17 protein-coding genes are annotated in these 22,298 nt (G+C 39.3%); 13 read left to right on the top strand and 4 right to left on the bottom strand.

Annotated features, from left to right (window positions below; genetic code table 11):
• From FE813_RS07200 to fdhF, 13 genes are all read left to right on the top strand, one after another.
• Window positions 1-2,455, top strand: a 2,455-nt coding sequence (locus tag FE813_RS07200; RefSeq protein WP_180978704.1) for a YadA family autotransporter adhesin, incomplete at its 5' end; no start/stop codon positions are given.
• A 278-nt stretch (window positions 2,456-2,733) separates the two neighbouring features.
• Window positions 2,734-3,822, top strand: a complete 1,089-nt coding sequence (gene aroG, locus FE813_RS07195) for a 3-deoxy-7-phosphoheptulonate synthase AroG (RefSeq protein ID WP_139990032.1) — start codon at window positions 2,734-2,736, stop codon at window positions 3,820-3,822.
• Window positions 3,823-3,888: 66 nt separating this feature from the next.
• Complete coding sequence (locus tag FE813_RS07190; protein WP_139990038.1) at window positions 3,889-4,836, top strand: 2-hydroxyacid dehydrogenase; 948 nt, start codon at window positions 3,889-3,891, stop codon at window positions 4,834-4,836.
• Window positions 4,836-6,017, top strand: a complete 1,182-nt coding sequence (locus FE813_RS07185) for a lipoprotein-releasing ABC transporter permease subunit (RefSeq protein WP_139990031.1) — start codon at window positions 4,836-4,838, stop codon at window positions 6,015-6,017. Before FE813_RS07190 ends, FE813_RS07185 begins: the two co-directional genes overlap by 1 nt.
• Before the next feature lie 21 nt (window positions 6,018-6,038).
• Window positions 6,039-7,328, top strand: a complete 1,290-nt coding sequence (gene bioA, locus FE813_RS07180; protein ID WP_180978708.1) for an adenosylmethionine--8-amino-7-oxononanoate transaminase — start codon at window positions 6,039-6,041, stop codon at window positions 7,326-7,328.
• A gap of 8 nt (window positions 7,329-7,336) precedes the next feature.
• On the top strand, window positions 7,337-8,479 hold the full coding sequence (gene bioF / locus FE813_RS07175; RefSeq protein ID WP_139990029.1) for an 8-amino-7-oxononanoate synthase: 1,143 nt from the start codon (window positions 7,337-7,339) through the stop codon (window positions 8,477-8,479).
• Window positions 8,480-8,488: 9 nt separating this feature from the next.
• On the top strand, window positions 8,489-9,136 hold the full coding sequence (locus FE813_RS07170) for a DUF452 family protein (RefSeq protein ID WP_139990028.1): 648 nt from the start codon (window positions 8,489-8,491) through the stop codon (window positions 9,134-9,136).
• Window positions 9,124-9,903, top strand: a complete 780-nt coding sequence (gene bioC / locus FE813_RS07165; RefSeq protein WP_139990027.1) for a malonyl-ACP O-methyltransferase BioC — start codon at window positions 9,124-9,126, stop codon at window positions 9,901-9,903. The genes FE813_RS07170 and bioC overlap by 13 nt, the downstream gene beginning before the upstream one ends.
• Window positions 9,904-9,915: 12 nt before the next feature.
• A complete protein-coding gene (gene bioD, locus FE813_RS07160) occupies window positions 9,916-10,557 on the top strand; it encodes a dethiobiotin synthase (RefSeq protein ID WP_139990026.1) in 642 nt (213 codons plus the stop codon).
• 81 nt (window positions 10,558-10,638) lie between these two features.
• Complete coding sequence (gene lolD / locus FE813_RS07155) at window positions 10,639-11,322, top strand: lipoprotein-releasing ABC transporter ATP-binding protein LolD (protein WP_139990025.1); 684 nt, start codon at window positions 10,639-10,641, stop codon at window positions 11,320-11,322.
• On the top strand, window positions 11,322-12,572 hold the full coding sequence (gene lolE, locus FE813_RS07150; RefSeq protein ID WP_139990024.1) for a lipoprotein-releasing ABC transporter permease subunit LolE: 1,251 nt from the start codon (window positions 11,322-11,324) through the stop codon (window positions 12,570-12,572). Before lolD ends, lolE begins: the two co-directional genes overlap by 1 nt.
• Window positions 12,573-12,765: 193 nt before the next feature.
• On the top strand, window positions 12,766-13,911 hold the full coding sequence (locus tag FE813_RS07145) for a 5-methyltetrahydropteroyltriglutamate--homocysteine S-methyltransferase (protein ID WP_139990023.1): 1,146 nt from the start codon (window positions 12,766-12,768) through the stop codon (window positions 13,909-13,911).
• 205 nt (window positions 13,912-14,116) lie between these two features.
• Window positions 14,117-16,276 carry a formate dehydrogenase subunit alpha gene (fdhF, locus tag FE813_RS07140; protein WP_232604891.1) on the top strand — a complete coding sequence of 720 codons (2,160 nt, stop codon included), beginning with the start codon at window positions 14,117-14,119 and terminating at the stop codon, window positions 16,274-16,276.
• Between the two features lie 104 nt (window positions 16,277-16,380).
• Here the strand turns inward: fdhF and hypA are convergent, their stop codons facing one another.
• The 4 genes from hypA to parE form a co-directional block, all read right to left on the bottom strand.
• Window positions 16,381-16,722 carry a hydrogenase maturation nickel metallochaperone HypA gene (hypA, locus tag FE813_RS07135; protein WP_005633520.1) on the bottom strand — a complete coding sequence of 114 codons (342 nt, stop codon included), beginning with the start codon at window positions 16,720-16,722 and terminating at the stop codon, window positions 16,381-16,383.
• A 94-nt stretch (window positions 16,723-16,816) separates the two neighbouring features.
• On the bottom strand, window positions 16,817-18,031 hold the full coding sequence (gene gltS, locus FE813_RS07130; RefSeq protein ID WP_133498681.1) for a sodium/glutamate symporter: 1,215 nt from the start codon (window positions 18,029-18,031) through the stop codon (window positions 16,817-16,819).
• Between the two features lie 29 nt (window positions 18,032-18,060).
• Window positions 18,061-20,316 (bottom strand): DNA topoisomerase IV subunit A, encoded by a 2,256-nt coding sequence (gene parC / locus FE813_RS07125; RefSeq protein ID WP_139990022.1) that lies wholly within the window; start codon window positions 20,314-20,316, stop codon window positions 18,061-18,063.
• A gap of 67 nt (window positions 20,317-20,383) precedes the next feature.
• On the bottom strand, window positions 20,384-22,282 hold the full coding sequence (parE, locus tag FE813_RS07120; protein ID WP_139990021.1) for a DNA topoisomerase IV subunit B: 1,899 nt from the start codon (window positions 22,280-22,282) through the stop codon (window positions 20,384-20,386).
• Between the last annotated feature and the right edge of the window lie 16 nt (window positions 22,283-22,298).

Raw genomic sequence — 22,298 nt, 5'->3', positions numbered from 1 at the left:
TAGCACGCCAGCAGTGCCGACAACAGCGGATTTAGTGGACTTGAATGGCACGGTAGGTGCACCTGTCAACAAAAACGCGGCGGCGACGGTAGGTGACTTACAAAATATGGGCTGGGTGGTATCTGCGAAAGATGGCAATGGCTACAAAGATGTGGTGAAAAATGCTAATGTAGTGGATTTTAAAGGCGGTACAGGCATTGAAATTACCGGTAACACATTGGCTGACGGCACTCGTGAAATTACGGTAGGCATCAAAGAAGGTAAAGTTACTGATAAAGTAACAGTTACTCATAAAGATGGAACTAAAACCGAAGCTGTTAAGATCGGAGATAATTACTACAAGATCGATAAAGATGGAAAACCAGAAGGCTTCCAAACAGATGTGAATGGTAAGCCTGCAGGTACCCTAAATATCGATAAAAATGATGTTATCACTAACAGTGGTTCAGGCTTTGTTACCGGTAATACCGTGGCAACAGCAATCCAAGAGTCTGGTTGGAATGTTGGTTTGGCTGACTCATCCAAAGCTAATGCAGCATTTAGTGATAAAGATAAAGCCTTATCAGCAGATAAACTTGAGAAAGTCAATCCAAATGACAATGTTCGTTTTGCAGATGGTAAAGGCACAAAAGCGGCTGTTGCAACTGTTGAGCGTGTTGATGAGTTTGGCAAGAAAGTGACTGATACTTATGTGAAGTTTGATGTGGATGCGGGTGAAATTACTGCGGACGCAACCAAACCTGGTATGGTAAAAGGCCCTGTTACTGCAGATGAAGCGAAGAAACTGGCAGACGATCTGAAGAAAGCCGAACAGGCAGTAAAAGATTTGCCTGCGGATGCAACTCCAGAAGCGAAAAAAGCTGCCCAAGATGTACTTAAAGTAGCCCAAGATGCGGCAGCTCCGTTGAACAAAGTGGCAACCGCACAAAATGTTGCTGAAGCTATCAACAATTCAGGCTGGAGAACAAACTCTAAAACTGCAACAGGCGGTGCGAAAGATACGCTAATCAATCCTGGTAAGGCGGTGAACTTTGAATCTGGTAAAAATATGGAAGTGGCACAAACTGTCGATAAAGATGGCAATGTGGCATATACCTATAAAACCAAAGACGATGTTCAATTCAATAGTGTTCAATTTGGTGATGCTAATGGACCTAAGATCACAAACAATGGTGGTAACATCAATGTAAGTGGTGCAGATGGTAAAGCACCAACTAAGATTACAGGCGTTGCTGCGGGTGATATTTCACCAAATAGCACAGATGCCGTAAATGGTGCACAGCTTTATGTATTGGCTGGTGATCAGAAAAATGTAACTCCTACAAATAATAAGTACGATACGATTGAGTATGATAGCCAAAATAATCCTAAGTATGTGACTAAAGACGCGCCTAAAGGTAAAACAGTTGTAACTGAAAAAATTGATGGGCATGATGTCGCGGTGTTAAAAACTTACAATGTTCATAGCCAAAAAGAGATTGTAACTAACTCCGTAGTTGAAGCAATTTACAATATGAATGAGCAAGGTATTAAGTTCTTCCATTCTAATGACGGCGTAGCTCGCCCGAAAATGGAACAAGAGAATGACTTTGATTCAAGTGCAAGTGGTAAATTTGCAACAGCGATTGGTTCTAAATCAAGCGCTGAAGGTGAACACGCAGTTGCAATTGGTTTCAATTCTGTTGTAACGGGTAAGGATTCGATCAGTATTGGTACGGGTAACCGTGTAACTGGTAATAACTCTGGTGCATTTGGTGACCCAAGCACAGTAAGCGGCCAAGGAAGTTATTCTGTGGGTAACAATAATACCGTCTCAACCAATGATACGTTTGTGTTAGGTAATGACGTGAAACACACTGTAGAAAACTCTGCTATCTTGGGTGCTAAATCTACAGCTCGTGGCGGTAATGGTTCTAAAACTGGTACTTTACGTAACTTGAAACAGGATGGTACTCAAGGTGCTAGCACAACAGCTGGTTCAACAGGTACTGTAAGCACTGCAACGGTAGGGTATATGACTTATGGTGGTTTCCAAGGAGCGAAAGCTGATGGCGTAGTTTCTGTTGGTGCAGCAGGTAATGAGCGTCGTATTCAAAACGTAGCGGCGGGTGAAATTTCATCAACTTCTACTGATGCGATTAACGGTAGTCAGTTATATGCTGTCGCTGCAGGTATTGGTCATAAGCTTGGTGGCTTGGATAACAAGATCAACAAAGTTGGCAAACGTGCGGATGCGGGTACTGCAAGTGCATTAGCGGCGGCGACAATTCCGCAAGCTTATACTCCAGGCAAGAGCTTAGTTGGTATTGCAGCTGGTAACTACCAAGGGCAAAATAGTCTTGCGCTAGGTATGTCTCGTATCTCTGATAACGGTAAGATCATCATCCGTTTATCTGGTACGGCAAATACCCAAGGTAAAACTGGCGTTGCAGCTGGCGTAGGTTACCAATGGTAATCAGTTGATAGCGAAAACATAATGAAAAAACACCGCACTTTGCGGTGTTTTTTATATCGGCTTTAAAAATATGCTTTAATTAACATTAAAAGAGAGGAAAATATGCCCGTTATTGTGTCATACCATTTCACTTGCAATGCTTTATTAAAGATTGTTTAATAAGATTGTTATCATAATAAGCTTAAAAAAAAACATAATGAACTAGTTTACTAGTACAAAAAATAAGTGTAGAGTAACAACATAATTAAACACAACATTTGAAAGCAAGAGAGTGATGTATGGCTAAAGAAAAAATTGAAATTGTCGTGGCAAACGATGATACGCGTATTGAGAAAGTCGATCAGGTTTTACCGCCCATTGCCTTATTAGAAAAATACCCAGCTAGTGAATATGCGGCTAAATTAGTAAAACAAACCCGTCATGAAGCACATAATATTATTCATGGTAAAGATGATCGTTTATTAGTGATTATTGGTCCTTGCTCTATTCATGATCCTAAAGCAGCAATTGAGTATGCAAACCGTTTAAAACCATTACGTGAAAAATATAAAGATAGCCTTGAAATTATTATGCGTGTGTACTTTGAAAAACCACGTACAACGGTGGGTTGGAAAGGTTTAATTAACGATCCGTATTTAAATGATACTTATCGTTTAAATGATGGTTTACGCATTGCACGAAAATTACTTTCTGATATTAATGATTTAGGTGTGCCATCTGCAGGTGAATTTTTAGATATGATCACACCACAATATGTTGCAGATTTTATGAGCTGGGGTGCAATTGGGGCGCGTACGACTGAATCACAAGTTCACCGTGAGTTAGCCTCTGGTTTATCTTGTGCGGTTGGTTTTAAAAATGCAACTAATGGTGGTGTGAAAGTTGCTTTAGATGCAATTGGCGCAGCAGAAGCTCCTCATTATTTCTTATCTGTAACCAAATTTGGTCATTCTGCGATTGTTTCTACAAAAGGGAATGAAGATTGCCATATTATTTTACGCGGCGGTGATAAAGGACCAAACTATAACGCTGAAGATGTGGTAAAAGTTTGTGCTGATATTGAGAAATCTGGTCGTATTCCACATGTTATGGTTGATTTCAGCCATGCAAATAGCTGTAAACAATTTAAAAAACAAATGGACGTTTGCCAAGATGTATGCAATCAGATTGCATCTGGTTCTAAACAAATCTTTGGCGTAATGGTGGAAAGTCATTTAGTGGAAGGCCGTCAAGATTTAGTTGATGGCAAAGCGCAAACTTATGGGCAAAGTATTACGGATGCGTGCATTGGATGGGAAGATTCTGAAATTCTTCTTAAACAGCTTTCTGATGCAGTGATTGCTAGACGTAAAGTGACGAGTAATTAATTGAAATATCATTTAGAGAAAAGTGCGGTTAATTTTGACCGCACTTTGTATATAAAAGGAGAAATGATGAATATCGTCTTTTTAGATAGTACGGCTATCCCGAAGCATATCCCTATTCCTCGTCCAACTTTTGCGCATACTTGGATTGAATATGAGCATACTTCTTCTGCAGAAACGATTGAACGAGCGAAAGATGCTGATATTGTTATTACGAGCAAAGTCATTTTTGATCGAGAAACGTTAAAACAATTACCTAAGTTAAAGTTAATTGCAATTACTGCAACCGGTACAAATAATGTTGATCTTGTGGCTGCAGAAGAAATGGGAATTACCGTGCGTAATGTGACAGGTTATTCCAGCACGACAGTACCAGAACATGTCATGGGATTAATTTTCGCTTTAAAACATAGTTTAGCTGGTTGGTTACGCGATCAAATGGAAGCAAAATGGTCGGAAAGTAAACAGTTTTGTTATTTTGATTACCCAATTACAGATGTGTTCGGTTCAACATTAGGTGTAGTTGGTAAAGGTTGCTTAGGGACAGAAGTGGGGCGTTTGGCTAATGCCGTGGGAATGAAGGTGCTTTATGCAGAACATAAAGATGCCACTGTTTGCCGTGAAGGTTATACGCCCTTTGAGGAAGTCTTAAAACAAGCGGATATTGTGACTTTGCATTGCCCATTAACTGAAACAACCAAGAATTTAATTAATGCAGAAACCTTATCCAAAATGAAAAAAGGTGCATTTTTGATTAATACAGGGCGTGGGCCCTTGATTGATGAACTTGCATTAGTTGATGCGTTAAAAACGGGGCATTTAGGCGGAGCGGCTTTGGATGTAATGGTAAAAGAGCCACCAGAAAAAGATAATTCGTTAATTTTAGCTGCAAAAACTATGCCTAATTTAATTATCACTCCGCATATTGCTTGGGCGAGTGATAGTGCAGTGACAACATTAGTTGGCAAAGTAATGCAAAACATCGAAGAATTTGTACAACAATTAAATCAAAAATAATGAATTTCCCTATTTCTCTTTATATTGCGCTACGTTATTGGCGTGCGAAAAGTGCGGATCGTTTTGGGCGATTAGTCACTAATCTTGCAAGTCTGGGGATCGTGCTAGGTGTGATGGCATTGATCATCGTGCTTTCTGTGATGAATGGATTAGAAGGTTACCAAAAACAACAGGTGTTATCTTCCATTCCTCATGCGATTGTGAGTGAAGAACAGCCTATTTCTACAGAAAAAACATTAGAAAATTTACCGCACTTTGTCCAAAAAGCGGTGCCGATCAATACAACAAATGTGATTTACCAAACGACAAAAGGTGTGAGTGCAGGACAAATCATTGGTATTCAATCATTTTCTGATGATCCTTTGGTTGAATCTTTTGATCAGACTAAATTTAATGAAATTTTACCTAGCGGTGAATTTAAACTGGTCATTGGTGATCAACTTGCGCAAAAACTGGGCGTGAATATTGGGGATAAAATCCGTTTGATGATTACAGAAAATAGCCAATATACACCATTCGGTCGGGTGCCAATGCAGCGTTTATTTACTGTTAGCAATATTTATTATGATTATGGCGAAGCATCGGGTTATGAAGCCTTTGCTAATATTACAGATATTGGTCGCTTAATGCGTATTCAACCGCAGCAAGCGCAGGGTTATCGTTTATTTTTGAATGATCCGTTCCAAATTACAGAACTCCCACAACATTTCCCAACACAAAAAATCACGGATTGGCGTGTCCAAAAAGGTGAATTTTTCCAAGCGGTGAGAATGGAAAAAAATATGATGGGATTGCTGATTAGTTTGATCATTGTCGTAGCGATTTCCAATATTGTCACCTCTTTAAGTTTAATGGTGGTGGATAAACAAGGGGAAATTGCGATCTTGCAAACTCAGGGCTTAACAAAATCTCAAGTGCGTTCAGTGTTTATTTATCAAGGATTGCTGGTGGGATTTGTTGGCACATTGCTCGGTGCTATTTTAGGGGTCTTAATCACCTTGAACTTAACAGACGTTGTAAGTGCGGTAAATCCACAAGGTGTTTTTTTACCGACAGAATTATCTTTTGTTCAAATGATTTTTGTCATTGGATTTTCCTTGTTGCTTTCTTTACTTTCTACACTTTATCCCGCTTATCGAGCAGCGAAAGTAGAACCTGCCGCTGCCTTGCGATACGAATAAGTTTTTAATGGTAAATGAATGATGGATGAACAATCACTTTTAGCTTTTGATACACAACATATTTGGCATCCTTATTCTTCCGTTTCTTCTGATATGCCGCTTTATGCGGTAGAATGTGCAGATGGCGTGATGATAACCTTAAAAGATGGTCGTCGTTTGATTGATGGTATGTCTTCTTGGTGGGCGGCGCTGCATGGTTATAATCACCCTCGTTTAAATGCGGCGGCACAGAATCAGTTGGCAAAAATGAGCCATATTATGTTTGGCGGTTTTACCCATGAACCCGCGGTAGAATTAGCTCAATTATTGGTACAAATTTTGCCAAATGGATTAGATAAGATCTTTTTTGCTGATAGTGGTTCAGTTGCTGTGGAAGTGGCGATGAAAATGGCTATTCAATATCATCACGCTAAAGGCGAAGTACAACGGCAAAAATTTGCCACCATCCGTTCGGGTTATCATGGCGATACTTGGAATGCTATGTCAGTGTGTGATCCAACCACAGGGATGCATCATTTATTTCATCATAGCCTGCCCGTACAATATTTTCTTCCTCAGCCCAATATTCCATTTAATGAATCTTGGAATGATGGTGCCATTGAACCTTTAGCTGATTTACTTAAGAAAAAAGGTAGCGAAATCGCCGCACTTATTTTAGAGCCTGTCGTGCAAGGTGCGGGCGGTATGTATTTTTATTCGCCAACTTATTTAGTGAAAGCGCAAGCGCTTTGTAAACAATATGGTGTATTGCTAATTTTTGATGAAATTGCCACGGGTTTTGGCCGTACAGGGAAATTATTTGCTGCCGAGCATGCTGGGATTTCGCCAGATATTATGTGTATCGGTAAAGCCTTAACGGGTGGTTATTTAACTTTATCGGCAACCATTACGACCACTGAAATTGCGCAAATTATTTGTAGCGGTGAGGCTAAATGCTTTATGCACGGCCCCACTTTTATGGCAAATCCATTGGCTTGTGCGATTGCGGCAGAATCTATCCGTTTATTATTGGAAAGCCCTTGGCAGCAAAATATTCAGCGAATTGAGTCTTCCTTAAAACAACAGCTTTCGCCTTTAGCTGAAAAAGATTACGTCAAAGAAGTTCGCGTATTAGGGGCGATAGGAGTGGTTGAAATGAAAAGTGCGGTAAATATGAAAACTTTAGTCCCACGTTTTGTGGAACAAGGTGTTTGGATTCGACCTTTCGGAAAATTGGTTTATGTGATGCCACCATTTGTGATTAAAGATGATGAACTTCAGAAATTAACAGAAGGCATGATTCTGGCTTTAACTCAGGAATATGAACATTAGGATGAAAAATGGATGCTTTTAAACAGCTGCTGGAACAGCTTAGCGCAAAAAATCAATATCGTTCAATTCCAGACTTAGTTCATCAAGGACGATATATTACGCGAGAAAATCGCACAATGTTGAATATGTCATCTAATGATTATTTAGGTTTGGCATCAAATGAAAACTTGCGCCAGTCTTTTTTACAGCAATATGGCGATAATTTCCCTTCTTTTACCAGTTCTTCGTCTCGTTTATTAACGGGAAATTTTCCTATTTATACCGATCTCGAGCAAATTATCGCACAACGTTTCCAACGGGAAAGTGCCTTATTGTTCAACAGTGGCTATCACGCAAATCTTGGTATTTTACCGGCATTGACGACAACAAAAAGTTTAATTTTGGCAGATAAATTAGTGCATGCCAGTATGATTGATGGTATTCGTCTGAGCCAATGTCAGTTTTTTCGTTATCGTCATAATGATTATCAACATCTAAAGAGTCTGCTCGAAAAAAATGCCGGAAAATTTGACCGCATTTTTATTGTGACAGAGTCGGTTTTTAGTATGGATGGCGATGTAGCTGATTTGAAGTATCTTGTTCAATTAAAAAAACAGTTTCCCAATACTTATCTTTATGTGGATGAAGCCCATGCAATAGGCGTTTATGGTAAAAACGGATTAGGTATTGCTGAGCGAGCTAATGTGATATCTGATATAGATTTATTGGTTGGCACTTTTGGCAAAGCCTTAGCTTCAATGGGCGCTTATGTCGTCTGTGATCAAATATTAAAAGAGTGCTTGATTAATCAAATGCGTCCATTGATTTTTTCAACCGCACTTCCGCCGTTTAATGTGGCGTGGACTCATTTTATTTTTGAACGATTACCACAACTTTCAAAAGAAAGAACGCATCTTGAGCAGTTAAGTGCATTTTTACGCCAAGAAGTGGAGCATAGAACGCAAATAATGCCAAGCCAAACTTGCATTGTTCCCTATATTTTAGGTGAGAACGAAGCAACCCTTGCCAAGGCGAAAGATCTGCAAGAGCAAGGTTATTATTGCTTGCCGATTAGACCACCGACAGTACCAAAAGGTACATCCAGAATACGATTGTCTTTGACGGCAGATATGACAATGGATGAAGTAAAACAGTTTGTGGCATGCTTATAAGGAAATAATGTGAAAACGAAATTTTATGATCATCAAGGTGAGCATTTAATAGTTTATTTTGCTGGCTGGGGGACACCTCTTGATGCGGTAGCTCATTTGATTTTGCCAACAAATCACAATTTATTAATTTGCTACGATTATCAAGATTTGAAGTTAGATTTTGATTTTTCTACCTATCAGCAAATTCGTGTAGTGGCATGGTCAATGGGTGTTTGGGTGGCAGAGCGAGTATTACAAGGAATCACCTTACAATCAGCAACCGCAGTGAATGGCACAGGTTTACCTTGTGATGATAGCTTCGGTATTCCCTACGCTATTTTTAAAGGTACGCTAGAGAATCTCACAAAAAATACTCGTTCAAAGTTTGAACGTAGAATCTGTGGTGATAAAGTATCTTTTGAACGTTATCAACAATTTTCTGCACGACCATTTAACGAAATTCATCAAGAACTCACCGCACTTTTTGCGATGATTCAGCAGGATAAACGCATCGATCTTATTCACTGGGCAAATGCATGGGTTAGTTCTCGCGATAAAATTTTTATGCCAGCTAATCAGCACCAATATTGGGCATCGCGTTGTGCTGTTCAGGAAATAGAGGGTGAGCATTATGTGTTTTCAAGATTTACCCACTGGTCGGCATTATGGAATCATTAGCTTCCGTAGATAAATCGCGTATTCAACACGCCTTCCAAAAAGCCTTAAATAGCTATGATGAACATGCGTTAATTCAACAAAAAATGAATATTAAGTTAATGACACATTTGCAAGACTATTTACCAAATGGGCCACTAGATAGTGTTTTGGAGCTCGGTTGTGGTTCTGGTATGTTGAGTACGTTGTTGCAGAAACAGATTTCAGCGAATTATTGGTTATTTAACGATTTGTGCGATGTGCGCTCTCTACTCGCTGAAAAACTGATTCAACCCTTTGATTTTTATTGTGGTGATGCAGAGAACTTTCCTTTTCAACGACGATTTGACTTGATTGCAAGTGCATCAGCGGTGCAGTGGTTCCATCATCCTGTTAATTTTATTTCCCATTGTAAAACAGGATTGAAACCTAATGGGTTATTGGTGGTGACGACCTTTGGTGAAGATAATTTAAAGGAGATTCGCCAAATGACGAATATGGGGTTAAGTTATCCGAATTTATCTCAATGGAAAAATTGGTTAGCCAATGATTTTGAGCTTTTATGGTGTGATGATTTTAATGTAATACTAGACTTTGATACGCCATTGGATGTACTCAAACATCTGAAATATACCGGTGTAACAGCGACTAACCAGAAAAATTGGACAAGAAAAAATCTCAACAAATTTATTGGTGATTACTTGAAGGCTTTTAGTTTGCCATCGGGTAAAGTGCGGTTAACTTATCATCCATTGTTTTTTATCGCACGTTATTCTCGTGTTGGAAATTAGTAAGGCGTATTTATGGGCAAGGTTATTTTTGTATCGGGCATTGATACCGATGTAGGTAAAACAGTTGCAACAGGCATTTATGCTAAAAAGTTGATGGAACAAGGCTTTTCCGTTATTACACAAAAAATGATTCAAACAGGCTGTAAAAATATCGCTGATGATTTGGTTGTACATCGAAAGATTCAAGGCATTGATTTGACGAAAGAAGATTTACAAGGTGATACCTGCCCTTATCTTTTTGAATACCCTTGTTCTCCTCATTTAGCGGCAAAGCTCGAAGGGCGAGAAATTAATGAAAAAATTATTGAAAAATCCACCGCACTTTTGGCAGGAAAATATGATTATGTGCTGCTGGAGGGGGCTGGTGGGTTAATGGTGCCTTATTGCGAAGAGGCGACGACGTTAGATTATATCCAGTCAAACAATTACCCTTTGATTTTAGTGACATCGGGAAAATTAGGTAGCATAAACCATACATTATTAAGTTTGGAGGCTTGTCGTTCTCATGGTGTATCTGTGCTAAGTGTAATGTATAACAGTTACCCAGAATACGATCCAATTATTAGTGAAGAGACACAAGGCTATTTAAAAGGTTATCTTAAAAAATATTTTCCTGAAACGGGATTTGAATACTTTGGGCGCATTGAAATTTAAGCTGAAAGAAAAGTGTGATAGACTCGCGCCAGTTTTTAATGAGATGATCTGCCGCTAAAGTGCGGTTAAAACGAGTAAAAAATGAATAACTATTTATTAAAATGCGAAAATATCAATAAATTTTATCAAGAAGGTGAAAACCAAACACAAGTGTTAAAAGGCGTTTCTTTTTCTATGGCACCCGCAGAGTTGGTTGCGATTGTAGGAAGCTCAGGTTCAGGGAAAAGTACTTTATTGCATACTTTAGGGGGACTTGATCAGCCAAGTAGTGGGGAAGTGTTTATTAATGGACAATCCTTGCAAAAAGCATCGGCTAATGAATTAGCTGCTTTGCGTAATCGCTATTTAGGATTTGTGTATCAATTCCATCATTTAATGGCAGATTTTACCGCACTTGAAAATGTGATGATGCCGATGTTGATTGGTTATCAAAATAAAACAGAAGCGAAAGATCGTGCCGAAAAAATGCTAAGTGCGGTGGGATTAAGTCATAGAATTACGCATCGTCCTTCTGCGCTTTCTGGTGGGGAACGTCAGCGCGTGGCGATTGCGCGTGCTTTAGTGAATAATCCATCGTTAGTTTTAGCGGATGAGCCCACAGGGAATCTTGATCACAAGACTACTGAAAGCATTTTTGAACTCATCCAACAACTTAATCAAGAGCAAAATATCGCTTTTTTATTAGTTACTCACGATATGGGACTTGCTGAAAAACTATCTCGTCGCTTAGTCATGCAAGATGGTATTTTGAAGGAAGGTGTGTGATGAATACGCCGTTTTTTATTAGTTGGCGTTATCAACGTGGCAAGCAGAAAAATCCTTTGGTTGCATTAATTGCAAAATTTTCAGCTATCGGTATTGCGCTGGGTGTTACAGTTTTAATTGTTGGTTTAAGTGCGATGAATGGTTTTGAGCGTGAGCTTAACCAACGAATTCTTGCAGTAGTTCCCCATGCAGAGATCTTATCAGCGCCCAATGCGGCAGATCCAACCATTCACCATTGGCAAAATTTAGAAACACGCTTACAACAAAATGCCCAAATTAAAGGTATTTCCCCTTTTGTTAGTTTTACTGCATTGGTAGAAAATGGCTCAAAACTGAAAGTGGTTCAGGTGAAGGGCATTGAAAAACAAGCAGAAGATCGTGTGAGCTCTCTTGGTAATTTCGTACAAGAGCAAGGTTGGGATAAATTTGGTAAAGAAGGTGGATTAGTCCTGGGATCGGGTATTGCTAGAGAACTTGATGTAAAAGCAGGTGATTGGGTTACCTTACTTATTTCTCAGCAAAACGGCTATGAACAACTTGCTCAACCCACTCGTGAACGCGTGCAAGTCACTGCAATTTTGCGTCTAGATGGACAACTTGATTATAGTTATGCCTTATTGCCGCTTGCTCAAGCACAAGAATTTTTAACTTATAAATCTGATCAAATAACAGGGGTTGAATTAAAATTAGATGATCCTTTTTCTGTGAAAAATCTGGATTTATCTATGCTTAATGATTATCCACAGATGCTTTATATTCAAAACTGGATTGGTAAATTTGGTTATATGTATCGCGATATTCAACTTATTCGAACAGTGATGTACATCGCGATGGTGCTAGTGATTGGGGTAGCATGTTTTAATATCGTTTCTACGCTGATTATGGCGGTAAAAGATAAGCAGGGCGATATAGCTATTATGCGTACGCTTGGGGCGAATAATGTGTTCATTAAACGTATTTTTATTTGGTATGGCTTACAGGCAGGAATGAAAGGTTGCTTAATTGGTATTGTGTTAGGCATTATACTTGCATTAAATCTTACAACCTTTATTCAAGGCATTGAGTGGGTTATCGGTAAGAAATTATTATCGGGTGATGTGTATTTTGTCGATTTTTTGCCAAGCGAGTTACATTGGTTGGATGTTTTGATGGTTTTAGTCGCAGCGCTCGCATTGAGTTTGATTGCTAGTCTTTATCCAGCAAGTAGGGCAGCTAAATTACAACCAGCACAAGTATTAAGTAGCCATTAATTTTGTGAATACCGCATGAAAGTGCGGTATTTTTAATATTGTAAGAATCTGCTTTCAATGACTTATATGAAATTTATTTCTTAAAACCATAAAGAAAATTCATATACATCTATATGGCTAAAACTTCTATCGCTAGATATTCTTTGTTAGAATCGACCGCATTTCATTTGAAATTTAATTATAGGAAAGCATCATGAGCAAATTATTTCCAAATGCCAAAACTCGAACTCAAGCCCCTTATCGTTTTGATATTGTAGGAAGCTTTTTACGCCCAGAAACATTAAAACAAGCACGCCATCAATGTAGCTGTGGCGACATTTCTTGCGCCGACTTAACTCAAGTAGAAGATAGTGAAATTTCAAAATTAGTTGAGCATCAAAAGTCAGTGGGATTATCTGCTGTAACAGATGGGGAGTTTCGTCGCACTTTCTGGCATCTTGACTTCTTAGCCGCTTTAGATGGTGTAAAAGAAGTGGATGTAGAAAAATTTTCGGTACAATTTAAACATCATAGTGTCCGCCCAAAAACTTTACGTATTGTTGATAAAATTGATTTTTCTGAGAATCATCCATTCATAGCACATTATCGTGCTTTACAAAAAATCTCAGGTGAAACAGAAGTAAAATTAACCATTCCTTCTCCTTCCATGTTGCATTTAATTTGTACAGTACGTGAAACAGATTATCGTCCTATTGCACGTTATCAAGATAATAATCAATTATTACTTGATGATATTGCTGATGCTTATATTAAAGCAATGAATATCTTCTATGCTGCAGGCTGTCGCAACTTGCAATTGGATGATACAAGTTGGGGTGAGTTTTGTGCTGAAGATAAACGCAAGGCCTATACAGAGCGAGGTTTAGATCTTGATCAAATCGCAAAAGATTATGTCTATATGATTAATAAAATTGTTGCGGCTAAACCAGCTGATCTAGCCATTACAATGCATATTTGTCGAGGTAATTTCCGTTCTACTTGGTTCTCTGCTGGTGGTTATGAACCTATAGCAGAAATCTTATTTGGTCACTGTAATGTAGATGGTTTCTTCTTAGAATATGATAGTGATCGTGCGGGTGATTTTAAACCGTTACGTTTTATTAAAAATCAGCAAGTTGTTCTAGGATTAGTGACATCCAAATCAGGTGACTTAGAAAATCGTGATGAAATTATTGCACGCATTAAGGAAGCAACACAATATGTCGATATTAATCAACTTTGTTTAAGCCCTCAATGTGGTTTTGCTTCTACAGAAGAAGGCAATATTTTAACTGAAGAACAACAATGGAAAAAATTAGAGTTTATCCGTGACATCGCTGAAGAGGTCTGGGGAAAATAAATATATTTATTTCCAATGTTATATAAAAATAGCCGCATAAAGTGCGGCTATTTTTTTACTTGTTTTAAATATTCTAAAAAATTGCTTAAAACCTGTTTTATATCAAAAAATCCACATAATTTATAAGTCTATGTTCTTTATTTAGGCGTATTATACTACTCGGAATGAGTAATTCATTCTAGTTACCTAAAATAAGGACATTACTATGACAATTAAAAAAGTGATTACTGTCTGTCCGTATTGCGCTTCAGGTTGTAAGATCAATCTATTGGTTGAGAACAACAAAATTGTGGGTGCTGAAGGTGCAAACGGTAAAACGAACGAACGGGAGCTTTGCCTGAAAGGATATTATGGCTGGGATTTCGTGCATGACACAAAAATCCTCACTCCTCGCCTAACTCAACCGATGATTCGCTACAAACGTGGCGAGCCGTTCACGCCTGTGAGCTGGGAAGAAGCAATTTCCTATTCAGCAAAACGTTTACAAGAAATTAGAGAAAAATATGGCAACGAGTCAATTATGGTAACGGGTTCTTCTCGTGGACCAGGTAACGAAGTGAATTTCGTTATGCAAAAATTTGCTCGTGCGGTATTAGGCAATAACAACATTGACTGTTGTGCACGTGTCTGACATGGCCCATCTGTAGCAGGTCTGCTCAAATCAGTGGGTAATGGCGCGATGTCCAATTCAATCGTTGAGATTGAAGACACTAAATGCGTATTTATCTTTGGCTATAATGCCTCAACGTCTCACCCTATTGTGGCGCGTCGTATTAACCACGCAAAAGCAAAAGGGGCTAAGGTTATTGTTTGTGACCCTCGTAAAATTGAAACCGCTCGTATTGCTGACATTTATGCGCCACTTGCCAATGGTAGTAACGTCGCATTTTTGAATGCAATGATGAACGTAATTCTTGAAGAAGGGCTACAAGATCAAAAATTCATTGATGAACATACCGAAAATTTCGATGCGTTCTATGAAACTGTAAAAGCTTATACACCTGAATCAACTCAACATATCACTGGCGTTGAGCCTGAAATGTTGAGAGAAATTGCCCGCACTTATGCGAAAGCAGAAACTGCGACAATCCTATGGGGTATGGGTGTATGTCAGTTCCGTCAAGGTGTGGAAACCGTACGTGCGTTGGCAAGTTTAGCAATGCTTACTGGTAACTTAGGTAAACCAAATGTTGGTGTAAACCCTGTGCGTGGTCAAAATAACGTACAAGGCGCATGTGACATGGGGGCTTTATATAATACTTTACCTGGTTATCAAAGTTATGCGGATCCAGAAATCAACGCTAAATTTGCGAAAGCATGGGGCGTACCGTCTATTCCAACCAAACCAGGTGTACCATTGAGTGAAGTGCCACATGCAGTGGCAGAAGGTAAACTCAAAGCATTCTATATTATGGGTGAAGATACTTTACAAACTGAACCTGATTTGAATGCCATGAAACAAACCTTTAAAGATCTTGAGTTTATTATTGTTCAAGATATCTTTATGACTCAAACGGCAGCGGAAGCGGATGTGATTTTACCAGCAACATCTTGTGCTGAACACGAGGGTGTTTATAGTGCGGCTGACCGTGGTTTCCAACGTTTCTATAAAGCGGTGGATCCTGTTGGTGATGTGAAAGACGACTGGGAAATCATTAGTCTTATGGCACAAGCTTTGGGTTATCCAATGCATTATAACAATACCAAAGAAATTTGGGATGAGTTGCGTGAGCTTTGCCCAATTTATAAAGGTGCAACTTACGAAAAAATGGAAGGCTTGGGTTATATTCAATGGCCATGTACGGATGAAGGCCCTGAAGATCAAGGCACTACATACTTGTATGAAGGTCAAATCTTCGACCGTCCAAATGGTAAAGCTGAATTCTTTGCTTGCGACTGGGAACCGCCAATGGAAGAAGTCTCTGAAGAATATCCATTAGTGCTTTCTACCGTGCGTGAAGTTGGTCACTATTCTTGCCGTTCAATGACGGGTAACTGCCGTGCACTTGCTGCGTTGGCTGATGAACCAGGATTTGTTCAAATGAACGATCAAGATGCGAAAGCTTTAGGTATTAAGAATAATGAGCTTGTTTGGATTTCTTCATCTCGTGGTAAAGTTATATCTCGTGCTGATGTAAGTTCTCGTACTAACAAAGGTGCGTGTTATATGACTTACCAATGGTGGATCGGAAAATGTAACGAACTCACGGCTGAACATTTAAATCCGGGATCTCGTACTCCGGAATATAAATACAGCGCAGTGCGTATCGAGAAAATTGAAGATCAACGTTGGGCTGAGCACTATGTTGTAACTGAATATACTAAGCTCAAATCACGCTTAAAAGAAACCGCACTTGTGGCTTAATTATCATATTTATCATGATGAGGACAGGCTTTATGCCTGTCCTTTTTTATACTTAATGAAATATGATATGGGTAAGAATATTGGAAATGCTAAAAAAGAGCGGTTTATTCAAAGGCAATTTCTTTAATACGTAATTCATCACCACTTTGTCGTTGCAAGTGTATGCTGCCACAATTTGGGCAGGAATCATGATGCGCTTGTATCTCAACTAATTTTTGACACTGCCAACACCAGGCTTGTGCTGCTATAGGAATCAGATGAAGTTTACAGCCTTCAGCAGCGGTACCTTGAAAGGTTATATCAAAACAAAATTCTAATGCGTCAGGTTCTACACAAGAGAGTGCGCCAATTTCTAACCAAAGATCCGTAACTTTTTTTATATCGTGACTCTTGCATTGTTGTTCTACTATTTCCAGCATATTTTGACAAAGAGATAATTCGTGCATAGTTTTTCCTTTTGTTTTTCTTCCTTAAAATAAATGCCTTTATCAATTCAAGATAAAGGCATTTCTCTAAAACATTGTCAATTTTAACCGCACTTTACGCGAGCATATTTACAACTGCAAATGAGACTTTTAATAGCGCAGCATTGATTAAATCAATAAAGAATGCACCGACCATTGGAACGATTAAAAATGCTTTGTGTGATGGCCCAAAACGGCTGGTAATGGCTTGCATATTTGCAACGGCTGTTGGTGTTGCACCTAAACCGAAACCACAATGACCAGAGCTTAATACAACCGCATCATAATCTTTACCCATTGCGCGATAAGTAACATAGATTGCAAATACCGCCATAAAGACAACTTGTACTGCAAGGATGATTAATACATCTACCGCTAAGCCTGCAAGTTCCCAAAGTTTTAATGACATTAAGGCGATAGCTAAGAAGATAGATAAACCCACGCTACCTAATACATCAATAGCCGAATCAGCTACTTGGAAACGGAAGATATTGGTTAAAATATTGCGGATAATTACCCCGGTAAATAAACACCATACGAATGTTGGTAATTGGAATGCGGTGCCTTTCGTTTGAGCATCTAAATATTGGCCGATAAGCAAACAGATAGACATCATTGCAATAGTTTCAATCAACGAGCGTGAAGTAATTTTACGTTTGTAAGTTGGATGTTCAAAAGCCTCTTGAATATCATCTACTTCATCATTTTCAGGATTTTCACCTTGTTTTTGACGATTTAATAAGAAACGTGCAACAGGACCACCGATGATACCACCAAAGACTAAACCAAAGGTTGCACATGCCATAGCAATTTCAGTAGCGCCTTGTAAATTGAATTGATGAACGAATGTATCAGCCCATGCTGCACCAGTGCCATGACCGCCAGTTAATGTTACAGAACCCGCTAATAAACCGTATGCTGGATGGATACCTAATGCTAATGAACCTACGACACCAATAACATTTTGGCAAATAATTAGCAAACCAGCGACGAACAAAAATACGATAAGTGGTTTTCCGCCTTTAATTAAACGGGAAAAGTTTGCGCTTAAACCAATGGAAGTGAAGAACACTAACATCATGGTAGTTTGCAAATTTTTATCGAAGTTAAAGGATGTCCCGTCAACTTTATTCCAAATTAAAAGACCAATGGCAACAATAAAACCACCAACAACTGGCTCAGGAATGTTGAAGGTTTTTAAGATGCTGATTCGTTTAACGAGAAAATAACCCAAGAGCAAGACTAAGCTTGCTAGTGCAAGGGTTTCATACGTGCTAAATGTATGACTCATAAATTGGATCTCCCTATGTTGTGTTTAAGTTATGTGTTGTGTTGCGGTTCGATTACCACTATTTCAACATTGCTATGTAATCCACGTGGTAATGTCGAACCTTTTCTGCCTCGTTCAGCACGGAACTTCTGCAGATCTTCCGGTTTTAATACAATTTTTCGTTTTCCGGAATGAAATTCAAGACTAGCTTGATCTGAAATGAGCAATAATTTCAGTAACAATTCACTACGCTCTTTTGCATTTGCTGCAGGAATTGTAACAATTTTATTGCCTTTGCCTTTTGATAATGCCGGTAAATCTTTTGCCGGGAAAATCAACATTCTGCCAGCGGATGTCATAGCGACAACAAGTGCGGTGGCATTCGCCAGCGTCTTAGGCTCCATCACTTTGGCATTTTCTGGTAAAGAAATCAAGGCTTTTCCTGCTTTATTACGTGCAATTAAATCCTCAAATTTACAAATAAAACCATAACCCGCATCAGAAGCCATCAATAATTCTTGCTGTTCACTCGCCATTAAGACATATTCAATGGTCGCACCAGCTGGTAAATTTAGCTTACCCGTGAGGGGTTCACCTTGCGAACGAGCGGAAGGCAATGAAAGCGGATCGAGTGCATAACTTCGCCCCGTACTATCAATGAATACAACGGCTTGATTACTCTTGCCACAAGCATGAGCTCGATAATTATCACCCGCTTTGTAGCTTAATGATTTAGGATCAATATCGTGTCCTTTAGCACAACGTACCCAGCCCATTTCTGATAAGATGACAGTGACAGGCTCTGCTGGCGTCATGTCACTTTCAGAGATCATTTTGGCTTCTTCACGTTCGACCAGTTGAGACATACGTGGACTGGCATATGTTTTCGCATCTTCTTGAATTTCTTTTTTGATAAGCGTATTCAAACGGCGTTCTGATCCTAAAATTGCTTCTAAATTTAACCGCTCTTTTTCAAGTTCATCTTGTTCAGCTTTGAGTTGGTTTTCCTCTAATTTTGCTAAATGACGTAAGCGTAAATTTAAAATTGCATCGGCTTGTTCATCGCTTAAATTAAAGCGAGCCATAAGCTCTGCTTTTGGATCATCTTCATGACGTATAATTTCGATAACTTCATCAATATTTAAAAAGGCTATCATCAAACCTTCTAAAATATGCAAGCGAGAGAGTACTTTATCTAGGCGATATTGAAGGCGACGAGTTACGGTCGTACGACGGAAGGTAAGCCATTCATTTAAGATTTCTAATAAACCTTTTACCGCAGGTTTATGATCAAGCCCGATCATATTCATATTTACACGGTAGCTTTTTTCAAGATCTGTGGTAGCAAATAAATGTGCCATTAACGCATCAGTATCGACTCGGTTTGATCGAGGGACTAGTACAATGCGAATTGGATTTTCGTGATCGGCTTCATCACGAATATCTTCTAGCATTGGCAGTTTTTTTGCCGTCATTTGTTCGGCTATTTGTGCAATAACTTTGGATGGCGAAGATTGATGTGGAAGCGCAGAGATAATAATCTCACCCTCTTCTTTTTTCCAAGTTGCACGCATTTTTATTGAGCCACGACCTTGCTCATAAATTTTACGAATTTCTGATTTTGGCGAAATAATTTCTGCTTCTGTTGGAAAATCTGGGCCTTGAACAATTTCAAGTACATTATCTAATCCCGCTTTCGGATTATCTAGCAACATTACTGCCGCATCAGCAATTTCGTTAATATTGTGTGGTGGAATATCTGTGGCCATCCCCACCGCAATACCTGTTGTGCCGTTCAATAAAATATGAGGTAAACGAGCAGGTAAATATTGCGGTTCAGCCAAGGTTCCATCAAAGTTTGGTTGATAATCTACCGTTCCTTGTCCGAGTTCACTCAGCAAGATTTCAGAGATTTTAGACAGGCGTGATTCAGTATAACGCATGGCAGCGAAAGATTTTGGATCATCCGGTGTCCCCCAGTTACCTTGACCATCTACAAGTGGATAACGATAAGAGAATGGTTGTGCCATTAACACCATCGCTTCATAACAAGCACTGTCACCATGTGGATGGAATTTACCGAGTACATCACCGACGGTACGGGCAGATTTTTTGTATTTTGCCGTGGCATTTAAGCCAAGTTCAGACATTGCATATACAATACGGCGTTGAACAGGTTTTAAACCGTCACCGATAAAAGGCAGAGCACGATCCATGATGACATACATGGAATAGTTGAGATAAGCCCTTTCCGTGAAGGTGCGTAGAGGCATTTGCTCAATGCCTTCATAATTGATATTTGTCATTTTGGTTTCTGTTAATTGAATAGATTCTTAATTTATTAAAATTCGGATTTGCTGAGATTAATTTAGTCTAAACAGATAAATCAACCTGATCGCCTTTCGCTTGCAACCAATTTTTACGGTCTTCGGAACGTTTTTTTGATAACAACATATCCATGAGTTCTAATGTATCCGCGCCTTGGTCTTCCTCTAAATCATAAGTTAATTGAACAAGGCGACGAGTATTAGGATCCATCGTTGTTTCACGTAATTGTGATGGGTTCATTTCACCTAAACCTTTAAAACGTTGAACATTCGGTTTGCCTTTTTTATTTTTCAATCGATCTAAAATTGTCTCTTTTTCACTTTCATCTAATGCGTAGAAGACTTCTTTATTTAAGTCAATGCGATAAAGAGGCGGCATTGCTACATAAACGTGACCGTCTTGTACCAATTTCGGAAAATGGCGTAAGAACAGGGCGCAGAGTAGGGTGGCAATATGGAGTCCATCAGAGTCAGCATCCGCGAGAATACATACTTTACCATAGCGAAGTTGTGATAAATCATTGCTGTCAGGATCGATCCCTAGAGCAACGGCGATATCGTGAATTTCGGTTGAACCTAATACTTGATCAGGTGAAACTTCCCACGTATTTAAGATTTTTCCACGTAACGGCAAAATCGCTTGATATTCGCGATCACGTGCTTGTTTTGCTGAACCGCCCGCAGAGTCACCTTCCACTAAAAATAATTCCGTTTTTTCTAAATCCTGTGAGCCACAATCTGCTAATTTTCCTGGTAATGCAGGCCCACTAACAAGTTTTTTACGTACGACTTTTTTAGCTGCGCGTAACCGGCGTTGTGCAGAACTGATCGCAATTTCTGCTAATTTTTCAGCGTCTTGTACGTTTTGGTTGAGCCATAGACTGAACGCATCTTTTAAAACACCGCTGACAAACACCGCACTTTGGCGTGATGATAAGCGTTCCTTAGTTTGCCCCGCGAATTGCGCATCCTGCATTTTAAGGGAAAGAATGTAAGAACAACGATCCCAAATATCATCAGCGGTAAGTTTTACGCCGCGTGGTAATAGATTTCTAAATTCGCAGAATTCTCGAATGGCATCTAATAAACCTTGACGTAGGCCATTAACATGCGTTCCGCCTTGAATAGTCGGAATTAAGTTTACGTAGCTTTCGCCAATCAATTCACCGCCTTCTGGCAACCAAAGTAATGCCCAGCTAACCGCTTCATTTGTTCCCTTAAATTCACCAACGAATGGTTTTTCCGGAAGGGTTTCAAAGCCGTTAACTGCTTCGATAAGGTAATCGGAAAGACCGTCTTCATATAACCAAATATCTTGAGTATTGTTTACTTTATCAATGAATTTGATTTCAAGCCCTGAGCAGAGTACCGCTTTCGCTCTTAATAAATGGCGTAGGCGGCTAACGGAAAATTTCGCGCTGTCAAAATATTTTGGATTCGGTTTGAAGTGAACGGTTGTTCCTGTTGTGCGTCTGCCACAACTCCCAATAACTTCCAATTCTTCTACTTTATTGCCGTTTTCAAAGGCAATTTTATACACTTCACCATTACGTTTGACTTGAATATCCACGCGTTCAGAAAGCGCATTCACCACAGAAATCCCAACACCGTGTAAACCACCCGCAAATTCATAATTTTTATTGGAGAATTTACCACCCGCATGCAGTTTAGTCAGGATTACTTCTACCCCAGAAACGCCTTCTGTAGGATGAATATCCACAGGCATACCGCGACCATTGTCTGTGACTTCAATGGATTGATCTGGGTGTAAAATTACTTCAATTTTTGTGGCAAAACCCGCAAGGGCTTCATCCACGCTGTTATCAATAACTTCTTGTGCGAGGTGATTCGGGCGAGTGGTGTCTGTATACATACCAGGGCGAATTTGCACCGGCTCGAGATCTTTAAGAACGGTAATTTCTTGAGCTGAATAATTAGTTGTCATGGTTAGATGAGTCGTT

The sequence above is a fragment of the Haemophilus seminalis genome, from assembly GCF_006384255.1.
GTDB classification, from domain to species: domain Bacteria; phylum Pseudomonadota; class Gammaproteobacteria; order Enterobacterales; family Pasteurellaceae; genus Haemophilus; species Haemophilus seminalis.
Note: the sequence above shows the minus strand (reverse complement) of the source record. Positions and strands in the feature narration are given on the sequence as shown.

Bases quoted from the DNA above. Each gene is read 5' to 3' on its own strand.
- aroG (WP_139990032.1), top strand. From the start codon at position 2,734: ATGGCTAAAGAAAAAATTGAAATTGTCGTGGCAAACGATGATACGCGT.
- FE813_RS07190 (WP_139990038.1), top strand. From the start codon at position 3,889: ATGAATATCGTCTTTTTAGATAGTACGGCTATCCCGAAGCATATCCCT.
- FE813_RS07185 (WP_139990031.1), top strand. From the start codon at position 4,836: ATGAATTTCCCTATTTCTCTTTATATTGCGCTACGTTATTGGCGTGCG.
- bioA (WP_180978708.1), top strand. From the start codon at position 6,039: ATGGATGAACAATCACTTTTAGCTTTTGATACACAACATATTTGGCAT.
- bioF (WP_139990029.1), top strand. From the start codon at position 7,337: ATGGATGCTTTTAAACAGCTGCTGGAACAGCTTAGCGCAAAAAATCAA.
- bioC (WP_139990027.1), top strand. From the start codon at position 9,124: ATGGAATCATTAGCTTCCGTAGATAAATCGCGTATTCAACACGCCTTC.
- bioD (WP_139990026.1), top strand. From the start codon at position 9,916: ATGGGCAAGGTTATTTTTGTATCGGGCATTGATACCGATGTAGGTAAA.
- lolD (WP_139990025.1), top strand. From the start codon at position 10,639: ATGAATAACTATTTATTAAAATGCGAAAATATCAATAAATTTTATCAA.
- lolE (WP_139990024.1), top strand. From the start codon at position 11,322: ATGAATACGCCGTTTTTTATTAGTTGGCGTTATCAACGTGGCAAGCAG.
- FE813_RS07145 (WP_139990023.1), top strand. From the start codon at position 12,766: ATGAGCAAATTATTTCCAAATGCCAAAACTCGAACTCAAGCCCCTTAT.
- hypA (WP_005633520.1), bottom strand. From the start codon at position 16,722: ATGCACGAATTATCTCTTTGTCAAAATATGCTGGAAATAGTAGAACAA.
- gltS (WP_133498681.1), bottom strand. From the start codon at position 18,031: ATGAGTCATACATTTAGCACGTATGAAACCCTTGCACTAGCAAGCTTA.
- parC (WP_139990022.1), bottom strand. From the start codon at position 20,316: ATGACAAATATCAATTATGAAGGCATTGAGCAAATGCCTCTACGCACC.
- parE (WP_139990021.1), bottom strand. From the start codon at position 22,282: ATGACAACTAATTATTCAGCTCAAGAAATTACCGTTCTTAAAGATCTC.